Origin of the sequence: Streptomyces racemochromogenes (assembly GCF_044129415.1) — a bacterium.
GTDB lineage: Bacteria > Actinomycetota > Actinomycetes > Streptomycetales > Streptomycetaceae > Streptomyces > Streptomyces racemochromogenes_A.
In genome coordinates this window covers 17208-35806 of the sequence record NZ_JBBDHD010000074.1, presented here as the reverse complement: position 1 = coordinate 35806, position 18599 = coordinate 17208, and the positions used below count along the sequence as shown (strand labels likewise).

General features: G+C 77.1%; 2 protein-coding genes. Both read left to right on the top strand.

The window, feature by feature from the left end:
• A partial coding sequence (locus WDV06_RS24485) for a type I polyketide synthase (RefSeq protein ID WP_463668225.1) occupies positions 1-7209 on the top strand: 7209 nt, incomplete at its 5' end.
• The gene (locus WDV06_RS24480) at positions 7206-18482 is read left to right on the top strand and encodes a type I polyketide synthase (RefSeq protein WP_395511925.1); all 11277 of its coding nucleotides are present in this window, start codon (positions 7206-7208) and stop codon (positions 18480-18482) included. The genes WDV06_RS24485 and WDV06_RS24480, both read left to right, overlap by 4 nt.
• The last annotated feature ends 117 nt before the right edge of the window (positions 18483-18599 follow it).

Sequence of the window (18599 nt, the reverse complement as noted above, 5' to 3'; positions counted from 1 at the left end):
CGCGAGGCCGTCCGCTTCGCCGACGCCGTCGACTGCCTGGCCCTCGAAGGAGTGCGCACCTTCCTGGAGGTCGGCCCGGGCGGCGTCCTGACCGCCCTCGCCCAGGAATCCCTGGACCAGGACGCGGTGGCCGTCGCGCTGCTGCGTGCCGACCGCCCCGAGGAACTCGCCGTCACCACCGCCCTCGCCCGGCTCCACGTCCACGGCACCCCCGTCGACTGGGAGGCGGTGTTCGCCGGACGCGGCGCCCGCCGCGTCGACCTGCCCACCTACCCCTTCCGGCACCAGCCGTACTGGCTCGTCCCCGCCGGGTTCCGGGACACCGGCGCCGAAGGGGCGGACCCGGCCGAGGCCGCGTTCTGGGACACCGTCGACAACCAGGACCTGACCGCCCTCAGCGAACGGCTGGACGTCGCCGGCGACACCCCGCTCAGCGCCGTCCTGCCCGCGCTGTCCCAGTGGCGCCGACGGCAGCGCAGCCGCTCCGCCGTCGACTCCTGGCGCTACCGGATCTCCTGGCAGCCGCTGACCGGCGGCGCACGCGACACCGCCGAGCTGACGGGCACCTGGCTGCTCGCCGTCCCCGAGGGCGCGGAGGACGGCGCCGCCGCCACCGCCGTCACCGGGGCCCTGGCCCGCCACGGCGCCGAGGTCACAGTGCTGTGCGTACGGGTCGACGAGACCCGCACCGCACTCGCCGCACGCCTGCGCCCCGAATCCGACACAGCGGCGCCGGCCGGGGTCCTGTCGCTCCTCGCCCTCACCGACGCCTTCCACCCCGACCACCCCCACCTGCCCGCCGGACCGGCCCTGACCACCCTGCTGGTCCAGGCCCTCGGTGACGCGGAGAACCCCGCGCCGCTGTGGTGCGCCACCCGGGGGGCGGTCACCACCGGGCGCTCGGACACCCTCACCAGCCCGGAGCAGGCCATGGTCTGGGGCCTCGGCCGTTCGACGGCACTCGACTACCCGGGCCGCTGGGGCGGACTCGTCGACCTGCCCGCCGTCCTGGACGAGCGTGCGGCCCACCGCCTCGTCACGGTCCTCGCCGGCGGGACGGGAGGGGAGGACCAGATCGCGATCCGGCCGTCGGGCGTCTTCGTCCGCCGCCTGGTCCGCGCCCTCGCCGCCGACACCCTCTCGCCGGAACGGACCTGGCAGCCGCACGGCACCGTGCTGGTCACCGGCGGCACCGGAGCACTCGGGGCCCACGTCGCCCGGCACCTGGCCCGGGGCGGGGCCGACCACCTCGTCCTCACCGGCCGGCGCGGCCCGGAGGCCCCCGGAGCCCGCGCGCTCGCCGCCGAGATCGAGGAACTGGGCGCCCGGGTCACCCTCACCGCCTGCGACCTCGCCGACCGCGAGCAGGTGGCCGGCCTGCTGCGGGGCCTCGCGGAGGACCGGCACCCGCTCACGGCCGTCGTCCACGCGGCGGGCCTGCCGCAGTTCGCCCCGACCGACACCCTGACCCCCGCCGACCTCGCCGCCGTCCTCGCCGCGAAGACGGCCGGTGCCCGGCACCTCGACGAGCTGCTCGGCGACCGGGAACTGGACGCCTTCGTCCTGTTCTCCTCCGTCGCCGCCGCCTGGGGCAGCGGAAGCCAGGCCGCCTACTGCGCCGCCAACGCCCACCTCGACGCCCTCGCCGAGCAGCGCCGCTCCCGGGGCCTCGCCGCCACCTCCGTCGCCTGGGGCCCCTGGGCCGACGGCGGCATGGCGGGCGACGACGAGGCCGAGGCCCACCTGCGGCGGCGCGGGCTGCCCGCCATGTCCCCGGAGACCGCGATCGCCGCGCTCCAGCGGGCGCTGGACCTCGACGAGACCACGGTCGTCGTCGCCGACGTCAGCTGGGACCGCTTCGCCCCCGCCTTCACCCTCGCCCGGCCCAGCGCCCTCCTCGCCGACCTGCCCGAGGCGCGGACGGCCCTCGCCGCGGCCGGGGGCGCCGAGGACGAGGACGACACGGCCGACGGCGCCGCCCCCTCCCGTACCGCCGGACTCGCCGCACTGCCGGCCGCCGAGCGCCACCGCGTGCTCCTCGACCTCGTCCGGGCCGAAGCCGCCCAGGCCCTGGGCCACTCGGGCCGCGACGCGGTGGCCTCCGCACGCTCCTTCAAGGACCTCGGCTTCGACTCCCTCACCAGCGTCGAACTGCGCAACCGGCTGAACCGGGCCACCGGCCTGCGCCTGCCCACCACCCTGGTCTTCGACCACCCCCACGCCGAGGCCCTGGCCGCCTTCCTGTCCGCCGAGGTGTCCGGCCACGCACCGGCCGCCCTCGCGGCGGGCGCCCCCGCCCCGGCGGGACCCGCCGGGGCCGGCGCCCCCGACGAGCCGGTCGCGATCGTCGCCATGGGCTGCCGCTTCCCCGGCGGCGCCGACTCGCCGGAGGAACTCTGGCGGTTGCTCGTGGACGGCGTGGACGCCGTCACCCCCTTCCCCACCGGCCGCGGCTGGGACCTCGACTCCCTCTACGACCCGGACCCGGAGCATCCCGGCACCACCTACGTCGACGCGGGCGGCTTCCTCCACGACGCGGACCGCTTCGACGCCCGGTTCTTCGGGATCTCCCCGCGCGAGGCCCTGGCCATGGACCCGCAGCAGCGGCTGCTCCTGGAGACCGCCTGGGAAACCCTGGAACGGGCCCGCCTCGCCCCCTCCTCCCTGCGCGGCAGCCGCACCGGCGTGTTCATCGGCTCCGGCTACCAGGGCTACGGCGCCACGCCCGGCGCCCTGCCCGACGGCGTCGAGGGACACCTCCTCACCGGCACCTCCAGCAGCGTCATGTCCGGCCGGATCGCCTACGCCCTGGGCCTCGAAGGACCCGCGCTGACCGTGGACACGGCCTGCTCCTCCTCCCTGGTCGCCCTGCACCTGGCCACCCAGGCCCTGCGCCGGGGCGAGTGCGAACTGGCCCTGGTCGGCGGGGCGGCCGTGATGGCCGACCCCCAGGCGTTCGTCGAGTTCAGCCGGCAGCGCGGCCTGGCCGCCGACGGCCGCTGCAAGCCCTTCGCGGCGGCCGCCGACGGCACCGGCTGGGGCGAGGGCGTCGGCATGCTCCTCGTCGAGCGGCTCTCCGACGCCCGCCGCCACGGCCACCCGGTCCTCGCCGTGGTCCGCGGCTCGGCCGTCAACCAGGACGGCGCCTCCAACGGCCTCACCGCCCCCAACGGCCCCGCCCAGCAACGCGTCATCCGCCACGCCCTCGCCGACGCCGGGCTGACGACGGCCGACGTGGACGCCGTCGAGGCCCACGGCACCGGAACGGCCCTCGGCGACCCGATCGAGGCCCAGGCCCTCCTCGCCACGTACGGTCAGGACCGGGAACCGGAAAGGCCGTTGTGGCTGGGCTCCCTCAAGTCCAACATCGGCCACACGCAGGCCGCCTCCGGGCTGGCGAGCGTGATCAAGACGGTGCTGTCGCTCCGGCACGGCCTGCTGCCCAAGACCCTCCACGTGGACGCGCCCTCCCCGCACGTCGACTGGTCTGCGGGCGGGGTCCGCCTCCTCACCGAGCCGGTGGCCTGGACGGACGCCGGCCCCGGCCGGCCGCGCCGGGCGGCCGTCTCCTCCTTCGGGGTCAGCGGCACCAACGCCCACACCATCATCGAGCAGGCCCCGACGGATCCCGAGCAGCCCGGGGGACCCGAGGACCGGGTCGCCGCAGACCCCGGCCCCCTGCCCTGGGCGCTGTCCGGCGGTAACGAGGCGGCCCTGCGCGAGCAGGCCGGCAACCTCCTCGCCCACCTGCGCGCCCACCCCGGCGCCACCCCGGCCGACGTGGCCCTCTCCCTGGCCGGGACCCGCACCGCCCTGCCCCACCGCGCGGTGGTGCTGGGCGCGACCACCGGGGAACTGACCGCCGGCCTGGCCGCCCTGCACCAGGGCGAGCGGGCGGCCGGCCTCGTCCGGGGACACGCGGGAGCGGCCGGCGCGCGCACGGCGTTCCTGTTCTCCGGCCAGGGCAGTCAGCGGCCGGGCATGGGCCGGGAACTGTACTCCGCCTTCCCGGTGTTCGCGGACGCCTTCGACGCGGTCTGCGCCCACGTCGACGCACATCTGGACCGGCCGCTGCGGGACGTGGTGTTCGGCGACGACGCCGAACTGCTCAACCGGACGGAGTTCACCCAGCCGGCGCTGTTCGCCTTCGAGGTGGCCCTGTTCCGGCTGGTCGAGTCGTGGGGTGTGTCCCCCGACTTCCTCGCGGGACATTCCATCGGCGAGTTCGCCGCCGCCCACGTCGCGGGCGTGTTCTCCCTCGGCGACGCGGCGAAGCTGGTGGCCGCGCGGGGCCGTCTGATGCAGGAACTGCCCTCCGGCGGAGTGATGGTGGCGGTCGAGGCCTCCGAGGAGGAGGTACGGGAGCTGCTGGCCGGGCTGGAGGACCGGGCGGGCGTCGCCGCCGTCAACGGGCCCGCGTCCGTGGTGGTCTCGGGCACCGCGGAAGCCGTCGCGGAGGTCGTCGCGACACTGTCCGCGCAGGGACGCAGGACCAGGGCGCTGAAGGTCTCCCACGCGTTCCACTCGCCGCTGATGGAGCCCGTGCTGGCGGACTTCCGCAAGGTCGTCGGGGAGGTGTCCTTCGGGGCACCGGTGCTGCCGGTGGTCTCGACGCTGACCGGTGCCCCGGTCGCGGCGGAGGAGTTCTGCTCGGTCGACTACTGGGTGGCCCACGTCCGAGAGGCGGTGCGGTTCGCCGACGCCGTCGGTGCACTGGCCGCGGAGGGGGCCGGCGCGTTCCTGGAGATCGGTCCGGGAGGCGTCCTGACGGCACTGGCCGCGGCCGTCGAGGACCGGGCCGCGATACCGGTGCTGCGCGGTGACCGCCCCGAGGCGGCGGCCGTGCTCACCGCCCTCGCACAGCTCCACGTGCGGGGCGTCCCGGTCGACTGGAGCGCGGTCCTGGCCGGCCGGGGCGCCCGCCCCGTCGACCTGCCGACGTACGCCTTCCAGCGTGAGCGCTACTGGCTGACCGCGCGGCCCGCACCGGCCGCCACCGGCAGCGCGCCGGCCGACGCGGCGGACGCGGAGTTCTGGGACGCCGTGGAGAACGGGGAGCCGCAGGCCCTCGCCGAGCGGCTCGGAGTGGCCGCCGGGGCGGAGCCGGCCTCCGTGTTCGGCGCGCTCGCGGCCTGGCGGCGGGAGAGCCGGACCCGGTCCACGCTCGACGGCTGGCGCTACCGGACGGTGTGGCAGCCCCGCACCGACCTGCCGGCCGCTTCCCCGTCGGGCACCTGGCTGGTCGTCGCCCCGGACGAGGCCACCGCCGAGCCGTACGTGCGGATGCTCCGGGACCGGGCCGCCGAACCCCTCCGCGTCACCGTCACCGACCCCGGGGCCGACCGCCGGGACCTCGCCGCGCTGCTGCGCGAGGCCGGCGCCGGGAACGGGGGAGCGGTGGCCGGTGTCCTCTCCCTGCTGGCCCTGGACGCGCGCAGCCATCCGGTCCACACAGCCCTGCCGGCCGGTCTCACGGCCACCGTCGCGCTCGTCCAGGCACTCGGAGACCTCGACGTCGGGGCCCCGCTGTGGTGCCTCACCAGCGGGGCCGTGGCGGTCGGCGGCTCCCGGCCGGTCACCCGGCCGCTCCAGGCCCTGGTCTGGGGCCTGGGCCGCGCGGTGGCCCTGGAGACCCCCGGCCGCTGGGGCGGCCTGATCGACCTCCCCGACACCGACGCCGCCTGCGCCCCCGAGACCGGCACGGACCCCGGCGCCCCCGACGAACGGACGCTCGCCCGGCTCGCCGAGGTACTCGGCGGGGCCGACGGCGAGGACCAGCTCGCGGTGAGCGCCTCCGGCACCCTGGTCCGCCGGCTCGCCCGGATGCCCCGCACCACCGAGGCCACCGGCACCGGCCGCGACTGGAAGCCCCGCGGCACCGTCCTGATCACCGGCGGTACGGGCTCGCTCGGCGGGCACACCGCCCGCTGGCTGGCCGCGGCGGGCGCCGAGCACCTGGTCCTCACCAGCCGGCGGGGCGAGGCGGCCGCCGGCGCGGCCGAACTCGCCGCCGAACTGCGGGAGTCCGGGACTCGGGTGACGGTCGCCGCGTGCGACGTCGCCGACCGGACCGCCCTGGCGGCCCTGCTGGACGGCCTCGCGGAGGACCCGGCCCCGCTGACCGCCGTCGTGCACGCCGCGGGTCTCCCGCAGTTCACGCCCGTCGCCGAGACCACCCCCGAGGAACTGGCCGCGGTCGTCTCTGCCAAGGTGGCCGGCGCCGTCCACCTGGACGAGCTGCTGGCCGGCCGGGACCTGGACGCCTTCGTCCTCTTCTCGTCCGTCTCCGGCGTGTGGGGCAGCGGCAGCCAGGCCGCCTACTGCGCGGGCAACGCCTTCCTCGACGCGCTCGCCCGGCACCGCCGCTCCAGGGGACTCGCCGCGACGGCCGTCGCCTGGGGCCCCTGGGCCGAGGGCGGCATGGCCGCCGACGGCGGGGCGGAGGAGTACCTCAGGCGCAGCGGCCTGCCCTCGCTGCCGCCGGCCCTGGCGGTCTCCGCCCTGCGCCTGGCCATGGACCGGGACGAGACAGCCGTGGTGGTGGCGGACGTCGACTGGGAGAGGTTCGCGCCCTCCTTCACCATCGGCCGTCCCAGCCCCCTGCTCTCCGGCCTGCCCGAGGCACGCGCGGCGCTGGCCGCCACCGCCGAGGCCGACGACACCCCCGGCAGCAGCACCCCGGCGGCCGGGGACCTCGTCCGGGAGCTGTCCGGGCTCGGCCCGGAAGAGCGGCACGAGCTGCTGCTGGAACGGGTGCGCGCCGAGGCCGCCGCGGCGCTGGGCTACCCGGCCACGGACGCCATCGAGCCCGACCGGGCCTTCCGGGACCTCGGATTCGACTCCCTCACGGCGGTCGAGCTCCGCAACCGGATGGGCGCCGCGACCGGACTGAAGCTGCCGATGACGATGGTCTTCGACCACCCCACCCCGAACGCCCTCACCGGCGCGCTGCTGAGCGCCCTGGTGCCCGACGGGCCCGCGGCACCCGTCGCCGGGGAGGACCCCGAGGACGCCCGGGTGCGCCGGGCCCTCGCCACCGTCCCGCCGGCCCGCCTGCGCGAGGCCGGACTCCTGGACGCCCTGCTGGCGCTGGCGGGCGGAGCGGCCACGGAACCCGCGCACGACACCGGATCCGCCATCGCGGACATGGACCTCGACCACCTCATCGAACTGGCGCTGGGCGACAGCGAAGCCGGACCGACGGCCTGAGTACGGAGCACATCATGACCACATCGAACGACAAGATCGTCCAGGCACTGCGCGCCTCCCTCCAGGAGACCGAGCGGCTGCGCCGCCAGAACCGGAAGATGACGGCCGACGCCCGCGAGCCCATCGCCATCGTCGCGATGAGCTGCCGCTTCCCCGGCGGCATCGGTTCCCCCGAGGAGCTGTGGCGCCTCCTGGCGGAGGGCGGCGACGCGATCTCCGGCTTCCCGGCCGACCGCGGCTGGGACCTGGACGCGCTCTACGACCCCGACCCGGACCACGCCGGTACCTGCTACGTCCGGCACGGCGGGTTCCTCGACGGCGTGGGCGAGTTCGACGCCGGATTCTTCGGGATCTCCCCGCGCGAGGCCCTGATGATGGACCCGCAGCAGCGGCTGCTGCTGGAAACCGCCTGGGAGGCCTTCGAACGGGCCGGGATCGACCCGGCTGCCCTGCGCGGCACCCGCACCGGAGTCTTCGCCGGCACCAACGGCCAGGACTACGCCCGCCTGTCCACCTCGCCGGAGGACTTCGACGGCTACCTCGGCACGGGCAACGCCGCCGCCGTGATATCCGGACGGCTCGCCTACACCTTCGGCCTCGAAGGCCCCGCGGTGACCGTCGACACGGCCTGTTCCTCCTCCCTCGTCGCGCTGCACCTCGCCGCCCAGGCACTGCGCAAGGGCGAATGCACGCTCGCCCTGGTCAGCGGGGTGACGGTGATGTCCACGCCCGGTGCCTTCATGGAGTTCAGCCGCCAGCGCGGGCTGGCCGCCGACGGCCGCTGCAAGCCCTTCTCCGCCGCCGCCGACGGCACCGGCTGGAGCGAGGGCGTCGGCATGCTCCTCGTCGAGCGGCTCTCCGACGCCCGCCGCAACGGCCACCAGGTCCTGGCCGTGCTCCGCGGCAGCGCGGTCAACCAGGACGGCGCGTCCAACGGGCTGACCGCCCCCAGCGGCCCGGCGCAGCAGCGGGTCATCCGCCAGGCCCTGGCCGACGCGCAGCTCACCGCGGCCGAGGTGGACGCCGTCGAGGCGCACGGCACCGGCACCTCGCTCGGGGACCCCATCGAGGCCCACGCCCTCCTCGCGACCTACGGCCAGGACCGCCCCGCCGGCCGGCCGCTGCTGCTGGGCGCCCTCAAGTCGAACATCGGCCACACGCAGGCGGCGGCCGGAGTGGCCGGCGTCATCAAGATGGTCATGGCGATGCGGCACGGGGTCCTGCCCGCCACCCTGCACCTGGACGAGCCGTCCCCGCACGTGGACTGGACGGCGGGCGCCGTCCGCCTGCTGACGCGGGCCGAGCCCTGGCCGCAGACGGGCGGCCCCCGCCGCGCGGGAGTCTCCTCCTTCGGGGTCAGCGGCACCAACGCCCACGTCGTCCTCGAACAGCCGGCCCCCGAGCCGGACGGACCGGAGAGCGCCGACACCCCGGCCGCGGCGGCCGCCGGACCGGACCGCCGCCCGCTGCTGTGGCCGCTCTCCGCCCGCACCCCCGAGGCGCTGCCCGAGCAGGCCCGGCGCCTCCTGACGTACGTACGGGAACACCCGCACACCGAGCCGGCCGACATCGGGCACGCCCTCGCCACGACCCGCGCCCAACTGCCGCACCGCGCGGCCGTCGTGGGACGCGACCGCGACGAACTGCTCACCGCCCTCGCCGCCTTCGCCCGCCGTGAGCCGACGGGCCGGGTCTTCGAGGGCAGCGCGCTCCGCAAGACCAAGACGGCGTTCCTCTTCTCCGGACAGGGCAGCCAGCGGCTGGGCATGGGGCGTGAACTGCACGCCGCCTTCCCGGTGTTCGCCGAGGCCTTCGACACCGTGTGCGCGGCCCTCGGCCCGCACCTCGCACTCCCGTTGCGTGACGTGGTGTTCGGACAGGACGCGGACCTGCTGAACCGCACCGGGTACACCCAGCCGGCGCTGTTCGCGGTCGAAGTGGCGCTGTTCCGGCTGCTGGAGTCCTGGGGCGTGCGCCCCGACTTCCTCGCCGGGCACTCCGTCGGCGAGTTCGCCGCGGCCCACGTCGCCGGTGCGCTGTCCCTCGACGACGCCGCCGCGCTGGTCGCCGCCCGCGGCCGGCTGATGCAGGAACTCCCCTCCGGAGGCGTCATGGTGGCCGTCGAGGCTTCCGAGGAGGAGGTACGGGCCCTGCTGCCCGGCTTCGCGGACCGGGTGGGCGTCGCCGCCGTCAACGGGCCCTCCTCCGTCGTCCTTTCGGGCGAAGAGGAAGCGGTCGCCGAGCTGGCCGGGAAGCTCGCCGCGGAGGGCCGCAGGACCAAGCCCCTCACCGTCTCCCACGCCTTCCACTCCCCGCTGATGGAACCGATGCTCGACGCCTTCCGCACCCTCGTGGAAGCCGTCCCCTTCGCGGCACCGGCCCTGCCCCTGGTCTCCACCGTCACGGGCCTGCGCCTGACCGCCGCCGAACTGGCCGACCCCGAGTACTGGGTGGGCCAGGTGCGGACGGCGGTCCGGTTCGCGGACGCCGTGCGGTACCTGTCCGACGCCGGGGCCCGCGTCTTCGTCGAGATCGGACCCGGAGGCGTACTGTCCGGCCTCGCCCAGCCCCTGCTGGACGAGGACTCCGCGCACGCGGTCCCCCTGCTGCGCACGGACTCTTCCGAGGAACTGGCCGCCGTGTCCGCCCTGGCCCGGCTGCACGTCCTCGGAGTGCCCCTCGACCCCACCGCCCCGTGCGGGGACCGCGCCGACCGGCCCGCCCTCCACGACCTGCCCACCTACCCCTTCCAGCGCCGCCGCTACTGGCTGGAGTCCACGGCCTTCTCCGGCCGGCCCGCCGCCGACGCCGCCCGGGCCGCCGATCCGGCGGAAGCCGGATTCTGGGACTCCGTGGAACGCGCCGACCTCGCGGCCTTCGCGCAGCGCCTCGGCCTCGCCGACGACGCGCCCCTCAGCTCGGTCCTGCCCGCCCTCTCCCTCTGGCGCCGCGACCACCGCGAGCGGTCCACGCTCGACGGCCGGCGCTACCGCACCGCCTGGCAGCCCGCCGCCACCACCGCCCCGGGCCGCCCCGGCGGCGACTGGCTGGCCCTCGTTCCCGCCGGCCTCCCCGCCGACGACTCGTGGACGGCCGCCGCCCTGCGCGCCCTGGACGAGCACGGCGCCACCGTACGGCCCTTACCCGTCGCCCCCGGCACCGGCCGCGAGGAACTCGCCGACCTGCTGCGCACGGCCGTCCGCGAGCACACCGTCGACGGGGTCCTGTCCCTGCTGGCCCTCGACGGACAGCCGCACCCGGCCCACCCCGAGCTGGCGGAAGGGCTCGCCGCGACCCTCACCCTGCTCCAGGGCCTCGGCGACGCGGGCATCGACGCGCCCCTGTGGTGTGCCACCCGCGGCGCCGTCTCCACCGGCCCCGCGGACCCGCTGCGCAGCCCCCGCCAGGCGGCGGTCTGGGCCCTCGGACGGACCGCCGCGCTCGAACACCCCGGACGCTGGGGCGGACTGGTCGACCTTCCGGAGCTGCTCGACGACCGCGCCGCCCGGCGCTTCGCGGCCGTCCTCGCCGGCGCCCATGCCGAAGAGGACCAGCTGGCCGTACGCGGCACCGGCGTCCTCGTACGCCGTCTGCTGCGCGCCCCCCGGGACCGGTCCGGAGCCCCCGCCGCCCCCGAGGCGGCCTGGCGCCCGCACGGCACCGTCCTGATCACCGGCGGCACCGGAGCCCTCGGCGCCCACGTGGCCCGCTGGCTCGCCGGCGCCGGAGCGGACCACCTGGTCCTCACCAGCCGCAGGGGAGCGGCCGCGCCCGGCGCCGACGTGCTCCGCGCCGAACTGGAAGGGCTCGGCGCCCGGGTCACCATCGAGGCCTGCGACGTCGCAGACCGGGAGGCCGTGTCCCGGCTGCTCGCCGGCCTGCCGCCGCAGCACCCCCTGACCGCCGTCGTCCACGCCGCCGGGGTCGGCACCCCGGCCCTGCTGGCCGACACCACCCCCGAGGAGTTCGCCGCCGTCCTCGCCGCCAAGACGGCCGGCGCCCGGCACCTCGACGAGCTGCTGGGCGACCGGGACCTGGACGCCTTCGTCCTCTTCTCGTCGATCTCCGGCGTCTGGGGCGCGGCCGGCCAGGCCGCGTACGCGGTCGCCAACGCCTCCCTCGACGCCCTCGCCGAACACCGCAGGGCCCGCGGGCTCACCGCCACCGCCGTGGCCTGGGGCCCCTGGGCCGGCGGCGGCATGGTCGAGGACGGCGACGCCGAGGACCGGCTGCACCGGCGCGGGCTGCCCGCCCTCGACCCGCCGTCGGCCCTCGCCGCCCTGCGCGACGCCCTCGACCGCGACGAGACGGCGGTGACCGTCGCGGACGTCGCCTGGGAGCGCTTCGCGCCCTCCTTCACGCTGCTGCGGCCCAGCCCGCTGCTGGCCGGGATCCCCGAGGCCGCCGCGGCCCTCGCCGAGGCGGCCCGCGAAGCGGCGTCCGACGGCCCGGGCGGCGGGGCGGTCCCCGAGTTCGCCCGCCGCACCACCGCCCTGCCCGCCGCCGAACAGGCCCGCGCCGTCCTCGCCCTGGTGCGCGCCGAGGCCGCCGCGGTACTCGGCCACCCGGACCCGGAGGCGGTCCCCGCCGACCGGGCCTTCCGCGACCTCGGCTTCGACTCCCTCACCGCCGTGGAGCTGCGGGGCCGTCTCGCCAGGGCGACGGGGGTCCGGCTGCCGGCCACCCTCGTCTTCGACCACCCGTTCCCGGCCGCCCTGGCCACCCACCTGCTGTCCGAACTGACCGCGGCCGTCACCGGCCGCGCCACGGCCGGCCCCGGACTCCCGGCCGCCGTCCGGACCGCCGACGACACCGAGCCCCTCGCGATCGTCGCCATGAGCTGCCGCTACCCCGGCGAGGTGCGCACCCCCGAGGACCTCTGGCGCCTCGTCGCCGAGGGCCGCGACGCGGTCGGCGGCTTCCCCGCGGACCGGGGCTGGGACCTGGACTCCCTCTACGACCCCGACCCCGGCCGGCCCGGCACCACGTACGCCCGGGACGGCGGCTTCCTCTACGACGTCGCCGACTTCGACCCCGCCTTCTTCGGCATCTCCCCCCGCGAGGCCCTGGCCATGGACCCGCAGCAGCGGCTGCTCCTGGAGACCGCCTGGGAGGCCTTCGAGCGCGCAGGCCTCGACCCCACCTCCCTGCGCGGCACCGCCACCGGCGTGTTCATCGGCTCCGGCTACCAGGACTACGCCTCCCGGCTGCGCAGCGTCCCCCAGGACCTGGAGGGCTACATCGGCACCGGCAGCTCCGCGAGCGTCGTCTCCGGCCGCATCGCCTACTCCTTCGGCCTGGAGGGGCCCACGCTCACCGTGGACACGGCCTGCTCCTCCTCCCTCGTCGCCCTCCACCTCGCCGCCCAGGCGCTGCGGCGCGGCGAGTGCGACCTCGCCCTGGCCGGCGGGGTGACCGTGATGTCCAGCCCCAACGCCTTCATCGAGTTCAGCCGGCAGCGCGGGCTGGCCGCCGACGGCCGCTGCAAGTCCTTCGCGGCGGCGGCCGACGGCACCGGCTGGGGTGAGGGCGTGGGCCTGCTGCTCGTCGAGCGGCTCTCCGACGCCCGCCGCCACGGACACCCCGTCCTGGCGCTCGTACGGGGCTCCGCGATCAACCAGGACGGCGCCTCCAACGGGCTCACCGCCCCCAACGGGCCCGCCCAGCAGCGGGTGATCCGCCAGGCCCTCGCCGACGCCGGCCTGACGCCGGCGGACGTGGACGCGGTCGAGGCGCACGGCACCGGCACCGTCCTCGGCGACCCGATCGAGGCGCAGGCCCTCCTCGCGACGTACGGCCAAGGCCGGCCGGAGGACCGGCCGCTGTGGCTGGGCTCCCTGAAGTCCAACATCGGCCACACCCAGGCCGCGGCCGGCGTCGGCGGGATCATCAAGATGGTCGAGGCGCTGCGCCACGGCGTCCTGCCCAAGACCCTGCACGTGGACGCGCCGACCCCGCACGTCGACTGGTCGGCGGGCGCCGTCGAGCTGCTGACCGAGGCCGTCGACTGGACGGCCGGTACGGAACGCACCCGCCGGGCCGGCATCTCCTCCTTCGGGGTCAGCGGCACCAACGCCCACGTCATCATCGAGCAGCCGCCCGCCCGGACCCCGGAGCCCGCGGCTGCCCGCCCCGGCCCGGAACCGGTCGCGTGGCCGATCTCCGGGGCATCCCCCGAAGCCGTCCGCGAGCAGGCCGCACGCCTCCTCGACCACATCGAGCGCCACCCCGCCCTGGAACCGGCGGACGTGGCCCTCACCCTCGCGGGCGCACGCGCCGCGCTGGAACACCGGGCCGTGGCCCTCGGCACGCGGCGGGAGGACTTCCTGCCCGCGCTGCGCGCCCTGGCCTCGCCCGACCCGGCCGCGCAGGCGGACACGGCCGTCCGCGGCACGGCCGGCTCCCCGCCCAGGACGGCGTTCCTGTTCTCGGGGCAGGGCAGCCAGCGGCCCGGTATGGGGCGCGGGCTCTACGCCTCCTTCCCCGCGTTCGCCGACGCCTTCGACGAGGTCTGCGCCCACCTGGACGGGCACCTGGACCGGCCGCTGCGGGAGGTGGTGTTCGCCGAGGACGCGGACACGCTGCACGAGACGCGGTTCACCCAGCCCGCGCTGTTCGCCGTCGAGGTGGCGCTGTTCCGGCTGCTGGAGTCGTGGGGCGTGCGCCCCGACGCCGTCGCGGGGCACTCCATCGGCGAGTTCGCGGCCGCCCACGTGGCCGGTGCGCTCCCGCTGGAGGACGCCGCGGCCCTGGTGGCGGCACGCGGCCGGCTGATGCAGGAGCTCCCCGCAGGCGGCGCCATGGCCGCGGTGGAGGCCTCGGAGGCCGAAGTCCGCGCGCTGCTGGCCGGGTTCGAGGACACGGTGGGCGTGGCGGCGGTGAACGGACCGTCCTCGGTGGTGCTGTCCGGCGCCGAGGAAGACGTGGCGCAGGTCGTCGCGAAGCTGTCCGCCGAAGGCCGCAGGACCAAGGCCCTCACGGTCTCCCACGCGTTCCACTCGCCGCTGATGGAGCCGGCGCTGGCCGGCTTCCGCACGGCGGTGGAGGCCGTGTCGTTCCGGACCCCGGAGCTGCCCGTGGTCTCGACGCTGACGGGCGGCCCGGTGCCGGCGGAGGAGCTCTGCTCCGTGGACCACTGGGTGCGCCACGCCCGTGAGGCGGTGCGCTTCGCGGACGCGGTCCGGGCGCTGGAGGCCCAGGGCGCGGACACCTTCGTGGAGATCGGACCGGGCGGGGTGCTCACGGCACTGGCCGCGGGCCTCCTCGACGGAGGCCGGGCAGCCGTCCCGGTCCTGCGGGCGGACCGGCCCGAGGGGACGGCGGTACTCACCGCCCTCGCGCAACTCCACGTCCGGGGCACGCCGGTGGACTGGACCGCCGTCCTGGCCGGTCGGGGCGCCCACCGCGTCGACCTGCCCACCTACGCCTTCCAGCGCCGGCGCTACTGGCTGGACGCCGGGACCGCCGCGGGCGACCTCGCGGGCGCCGGGCTGGGCCCCGCCGGCCACCCCCTGCTGGGCGCGGCCGTCCCCCTCGCCGACGGCGAGGGCCTCGTCCTGACCGGCAGGCTCTCCCTCGCGGCCCAGCCCTGGCTCGCCGGGCACCAGGTCATGGGAGCCGTCCTGCTCCCCGGAACGGCCCTGGTGGACCTCGCCGTCCGGGCCGCCGACGAGACCGGCTGCGACCGGGTCGAGGAGCTCACCCTCCAGGCCCCGCTGGTCCTGCCCGCCGAGGGCGCGGTCCGGCTCCAGGTGGTGGTGGCCGGCCCGGACGGCGACGGGCGGCGGAGCGTCAGCGTCCACTCCCGGCCGGACGGCGCGGACCCCGACGCGCCCTGGTCGGCCCACGCCGTCGGCGTCCTCGCTCCACCGGCCGGCGCCGAGGCCGCGCAGGACCTCGCACAGTGGCCGCCCGCCGACGCACGGCCCGTCCCCCTGGACGGCTACTACGAGCGCCTGACCGAGCTCGGCTTCGGCTACGGCCCCCTCTTCCAGGGGCTCCGGGCCGTGTGGCGGCGCGGCGAGGAGGTGTTCGCGGAGGTCTCGCTGCCCGAGGACACCGCGGCCGAGGGCTTCGGCATCCACCCGGCGCTGCTGGACTGCGCCCTGCACGCCGTGGGCCTGGGCGGCCTGCTGCCCGACACCGGCGAGGGGCGCATCCCCTTCGCCTGGAGCGGCGTACGGCTGGAGGCGACCGGGGCCACCGTCCTGCGGGTCCGGCTGACCTCGCCCGCCCCGGACACGGTCTCCCTGTTCGCCGCCGACGGCACCGGGCGGGCGGTCGTCTCCGTGGACTCCCTCGTCCTGCGGGCCGTGACGGCCGGTCGGCTGCCGGACGCCGGAGGCGTCGAGCACCGGGACGCGCTGTACCGGCTGGACTGGCCCGCCCTGCCGCCGGCCCCCCGGGACGCTCCCGCGGACCCCGCCGAGCCCCCCGCCCGGGTCGAGGACCGTGCGGGCCTGCTCGCGCTCCTGGACGGCCTCGGCGCCACGGACCGGCTCGCGGACACCGTCCTGGTCCCGGCACCGCGCGGCTCCCGCTCCGCGTCGGACGCGGAGCGGGCCCACACCGTGACCCGGGAGGGCCTGGCCCTGCTGCGCACCTGGCTCGGCGACGACCGGACCGCGGGCTCGCGGCTGGTCCTGCTGACCCGCGGCGCCGTCGCCCCCGAACCCGGCTCCACCGTCGCCGACCCGGCCCAGAGCGCCCTGTGGGGCCTGGTCCGCTCGGCTCAGTCGGAGCACCCCGGCCGCCTGGTCCTCGCCGACCTGCCCCACCCCGGCACGGACCCGGGCACGGGCACGGACCTCGACGGGGAGGGACGGCTGCTCGCCGCCGCGCTGGCCGCCGGCGAGCCGCAGTTCGCCCTGCGCGGCACCACCGTCCACGTCCCCCGGCTCGCCCGCCGGACCGCCGCCGACGCCCTGCGCCCCGCCCCCGGGGCGGCCGCATGGCGGCTGACCACCGGCGCCGCGGGCGCCACCGGCACGCTCGACGCCCTCGCGCTCACCGCGAACCCCGCCGCGACCGCCCCGCTCGGCGAGGGCCAGGTCCGGATCGCGGTACGCGCCGCCGGCGTCAACTTCCGCGACGCCCTGATCGCGCTCGGCATGTACCCGGGCGAGGCCACCCTCGGCAGCGAGGCCGCGGGCGTCGTCGTCGAGACCGGACCGGGTACGCCCGGCCTGGCGCCCGGAGACCGGGTGTTCGGCATGGTCCCCGAGTCCTTCGGCCCGCTCGCCGTCGCCGACCACCGGATGGTGGCGCGGATCCCGCGCGGCTGGACCTTCACCGAGGCGGCCTCCGTGCCCGTCGTCTTCCTGACCGCCTACTACGCGCTGGTCGACCTGGCCGGCCTGCGGGCCGGGCAGACGCTGCTGGTGCACTCGGCGGCGGGCGGCGTCGGCATGGCCGCCACCCAGCTCGCCCGCCACCTCGGCGCCGAGGTCTACGGCACCGCCGGGCCCGGCAAATGGGCGGCCCTGACGGCCGCGGGCGGCCTGGACCGCGGCCACCTCGCCTCCTCCCGGGACCTCGCCTTCGAGGAGCGGTTCCGCACCGCGACGGCGGGCCGCGGCGTGGACGTCGTCCTCAACTCCCTCGCCGGGGAGTACGTCGACGCCTCACTGCGCACCCTGGCCGACGGCGGCCGGTTCCTGGAGATGGGCAAGACCGACGTCCGCGACCCCCGGCAGGTCGCCGAGGAGCACCGGGGCGCCGCGTACACCGCCTTCGACACCATCGAGGCCGGCCCCGACCGGATCGGCGCGATGCTCGACGAGCTCGTCGCCCTGTTCGAGGCCGGGGCCCTGCGGCCCCTGCCCGTCACCTGCTGGGACGTCCGCCAGGCACCCGCCGCCCTGCGCCACCTGAGCCAGGCCCGGCACATCGGCAAGCTCGTCCTCACCGTCCCCGCCGCACCCGACCCCGACGGCACCGTCCTCGTCACCGGCGCCACCGGGGCGCTGGGCGGCCTCGTCGCCCGCCACCTGGTCTCCGCGCACGGAGCACGCCACCTGCTGCTCACCAGCCGGCGCGGCCCCGCCGCCGACGGGGCCGCAGCGCTGCGCGAGGAACTCCTCGCCGCGGGCGCCGCGACGGTCACCCTCGCGGCCTGCGACACGGCCGACCGGGAGGCGCTCGCCGCCCTGCTGGCGGCCGTCCCCGACGACCGGCCGCTGACCGCCGTGATCCACGCCGCCGGTGTCCTCGACGACGGCCTCGTCACCTCCCTCACGCCCGAGCGGCTGGAGGCCGTGCTGCGTCCCAAGGCGGACGCCGCGCTGCACCTGCACGAACTCACCCGCGACGCCGACCTGTCCGCCTTCGTGCTGTTCTCCTCCGTCGCCGCGACCCTGGGCAGCGCCGGCCAGGCCAACTACGCCGCCGCCAACGCCTTCCTCGACGCCCTCGCCCAGCGCCGCGCCGCGGCCGGCCTGCCCGCCGCCTCCCTGGCCTGGGGCCCCTGGGCCGACGGCGGAATGGCCTCGGACATGGACGCGGCCGGACAGGACCGGATGGCCCGCTCCGGGCTGGTGCCCTTCCGCGCGGCGGAGGGCCTCGCGCTGTTCGACGCGGCCCGCGCGGGGGAGTCGGCCGTCGCCGTGCCCGTACGCTTCGCCACCGCGGCCCCCGCCGGTACGGCTCCCGGATCCGAACGGAACGTACCGGCGGTGCTGCGCGGCCTGCTGCGCTCCGGCGCCCGGCGCACCGCCCGGGAATCCGTACCCGGCGGCGGCCCGGACGCCCTGCGCGAGCGGCTGGCCCGCCTGTCCGGGCCCGAACGGGACGGCGCGCTGCTGGACCTGGTGCGCACCCAGGTGGCGGCCGTCCTCGGCCTCGGCGGCCCCCGCGAGGTGGACCGCGACCGGGAGTTCAAGGTGCTGGGCTTCGACTCCCTCACCTCGGTGGAGCTGCGCAACCGCCTGAACTCCGCCACCGGCCTGCGGCTCCCCGCCACCCTCGTCTTCGACTGCCCCACGCCCGTGGCCCTCGCCGCCCGCATCGGCGCCGACCTGGCACCCGGACCGGCCCCGGCCTCCCCGGCGGCCTCCGTCTTCGGGGAACTCGACCGGCTGGAGCAGCTCCTCGCCGCCGTCGAAGCCGACGACGCACTCGTCCGCACCCGGATCAGGACCCGCCTGCAGGGGGTGCTCGCCTCCTTCGGCGAAGGCCCCGCGGCCACCCCCGACGACAGCTCCGACGAACGGCTGCGCAGCGCCACCGTCGACGACATCTTCGCGCTCATCGACCAGGAACTCGACGGCCCCTGACCACCCGGAAGAGCCCGGACCAGCAGGTGCACACGACCGCGGCCGCACCACCGCACCCCTTCCCGACACTCCTCGACGGGTGAAGAAACATGCAGAACGAGCAGAACGAGCAGAACG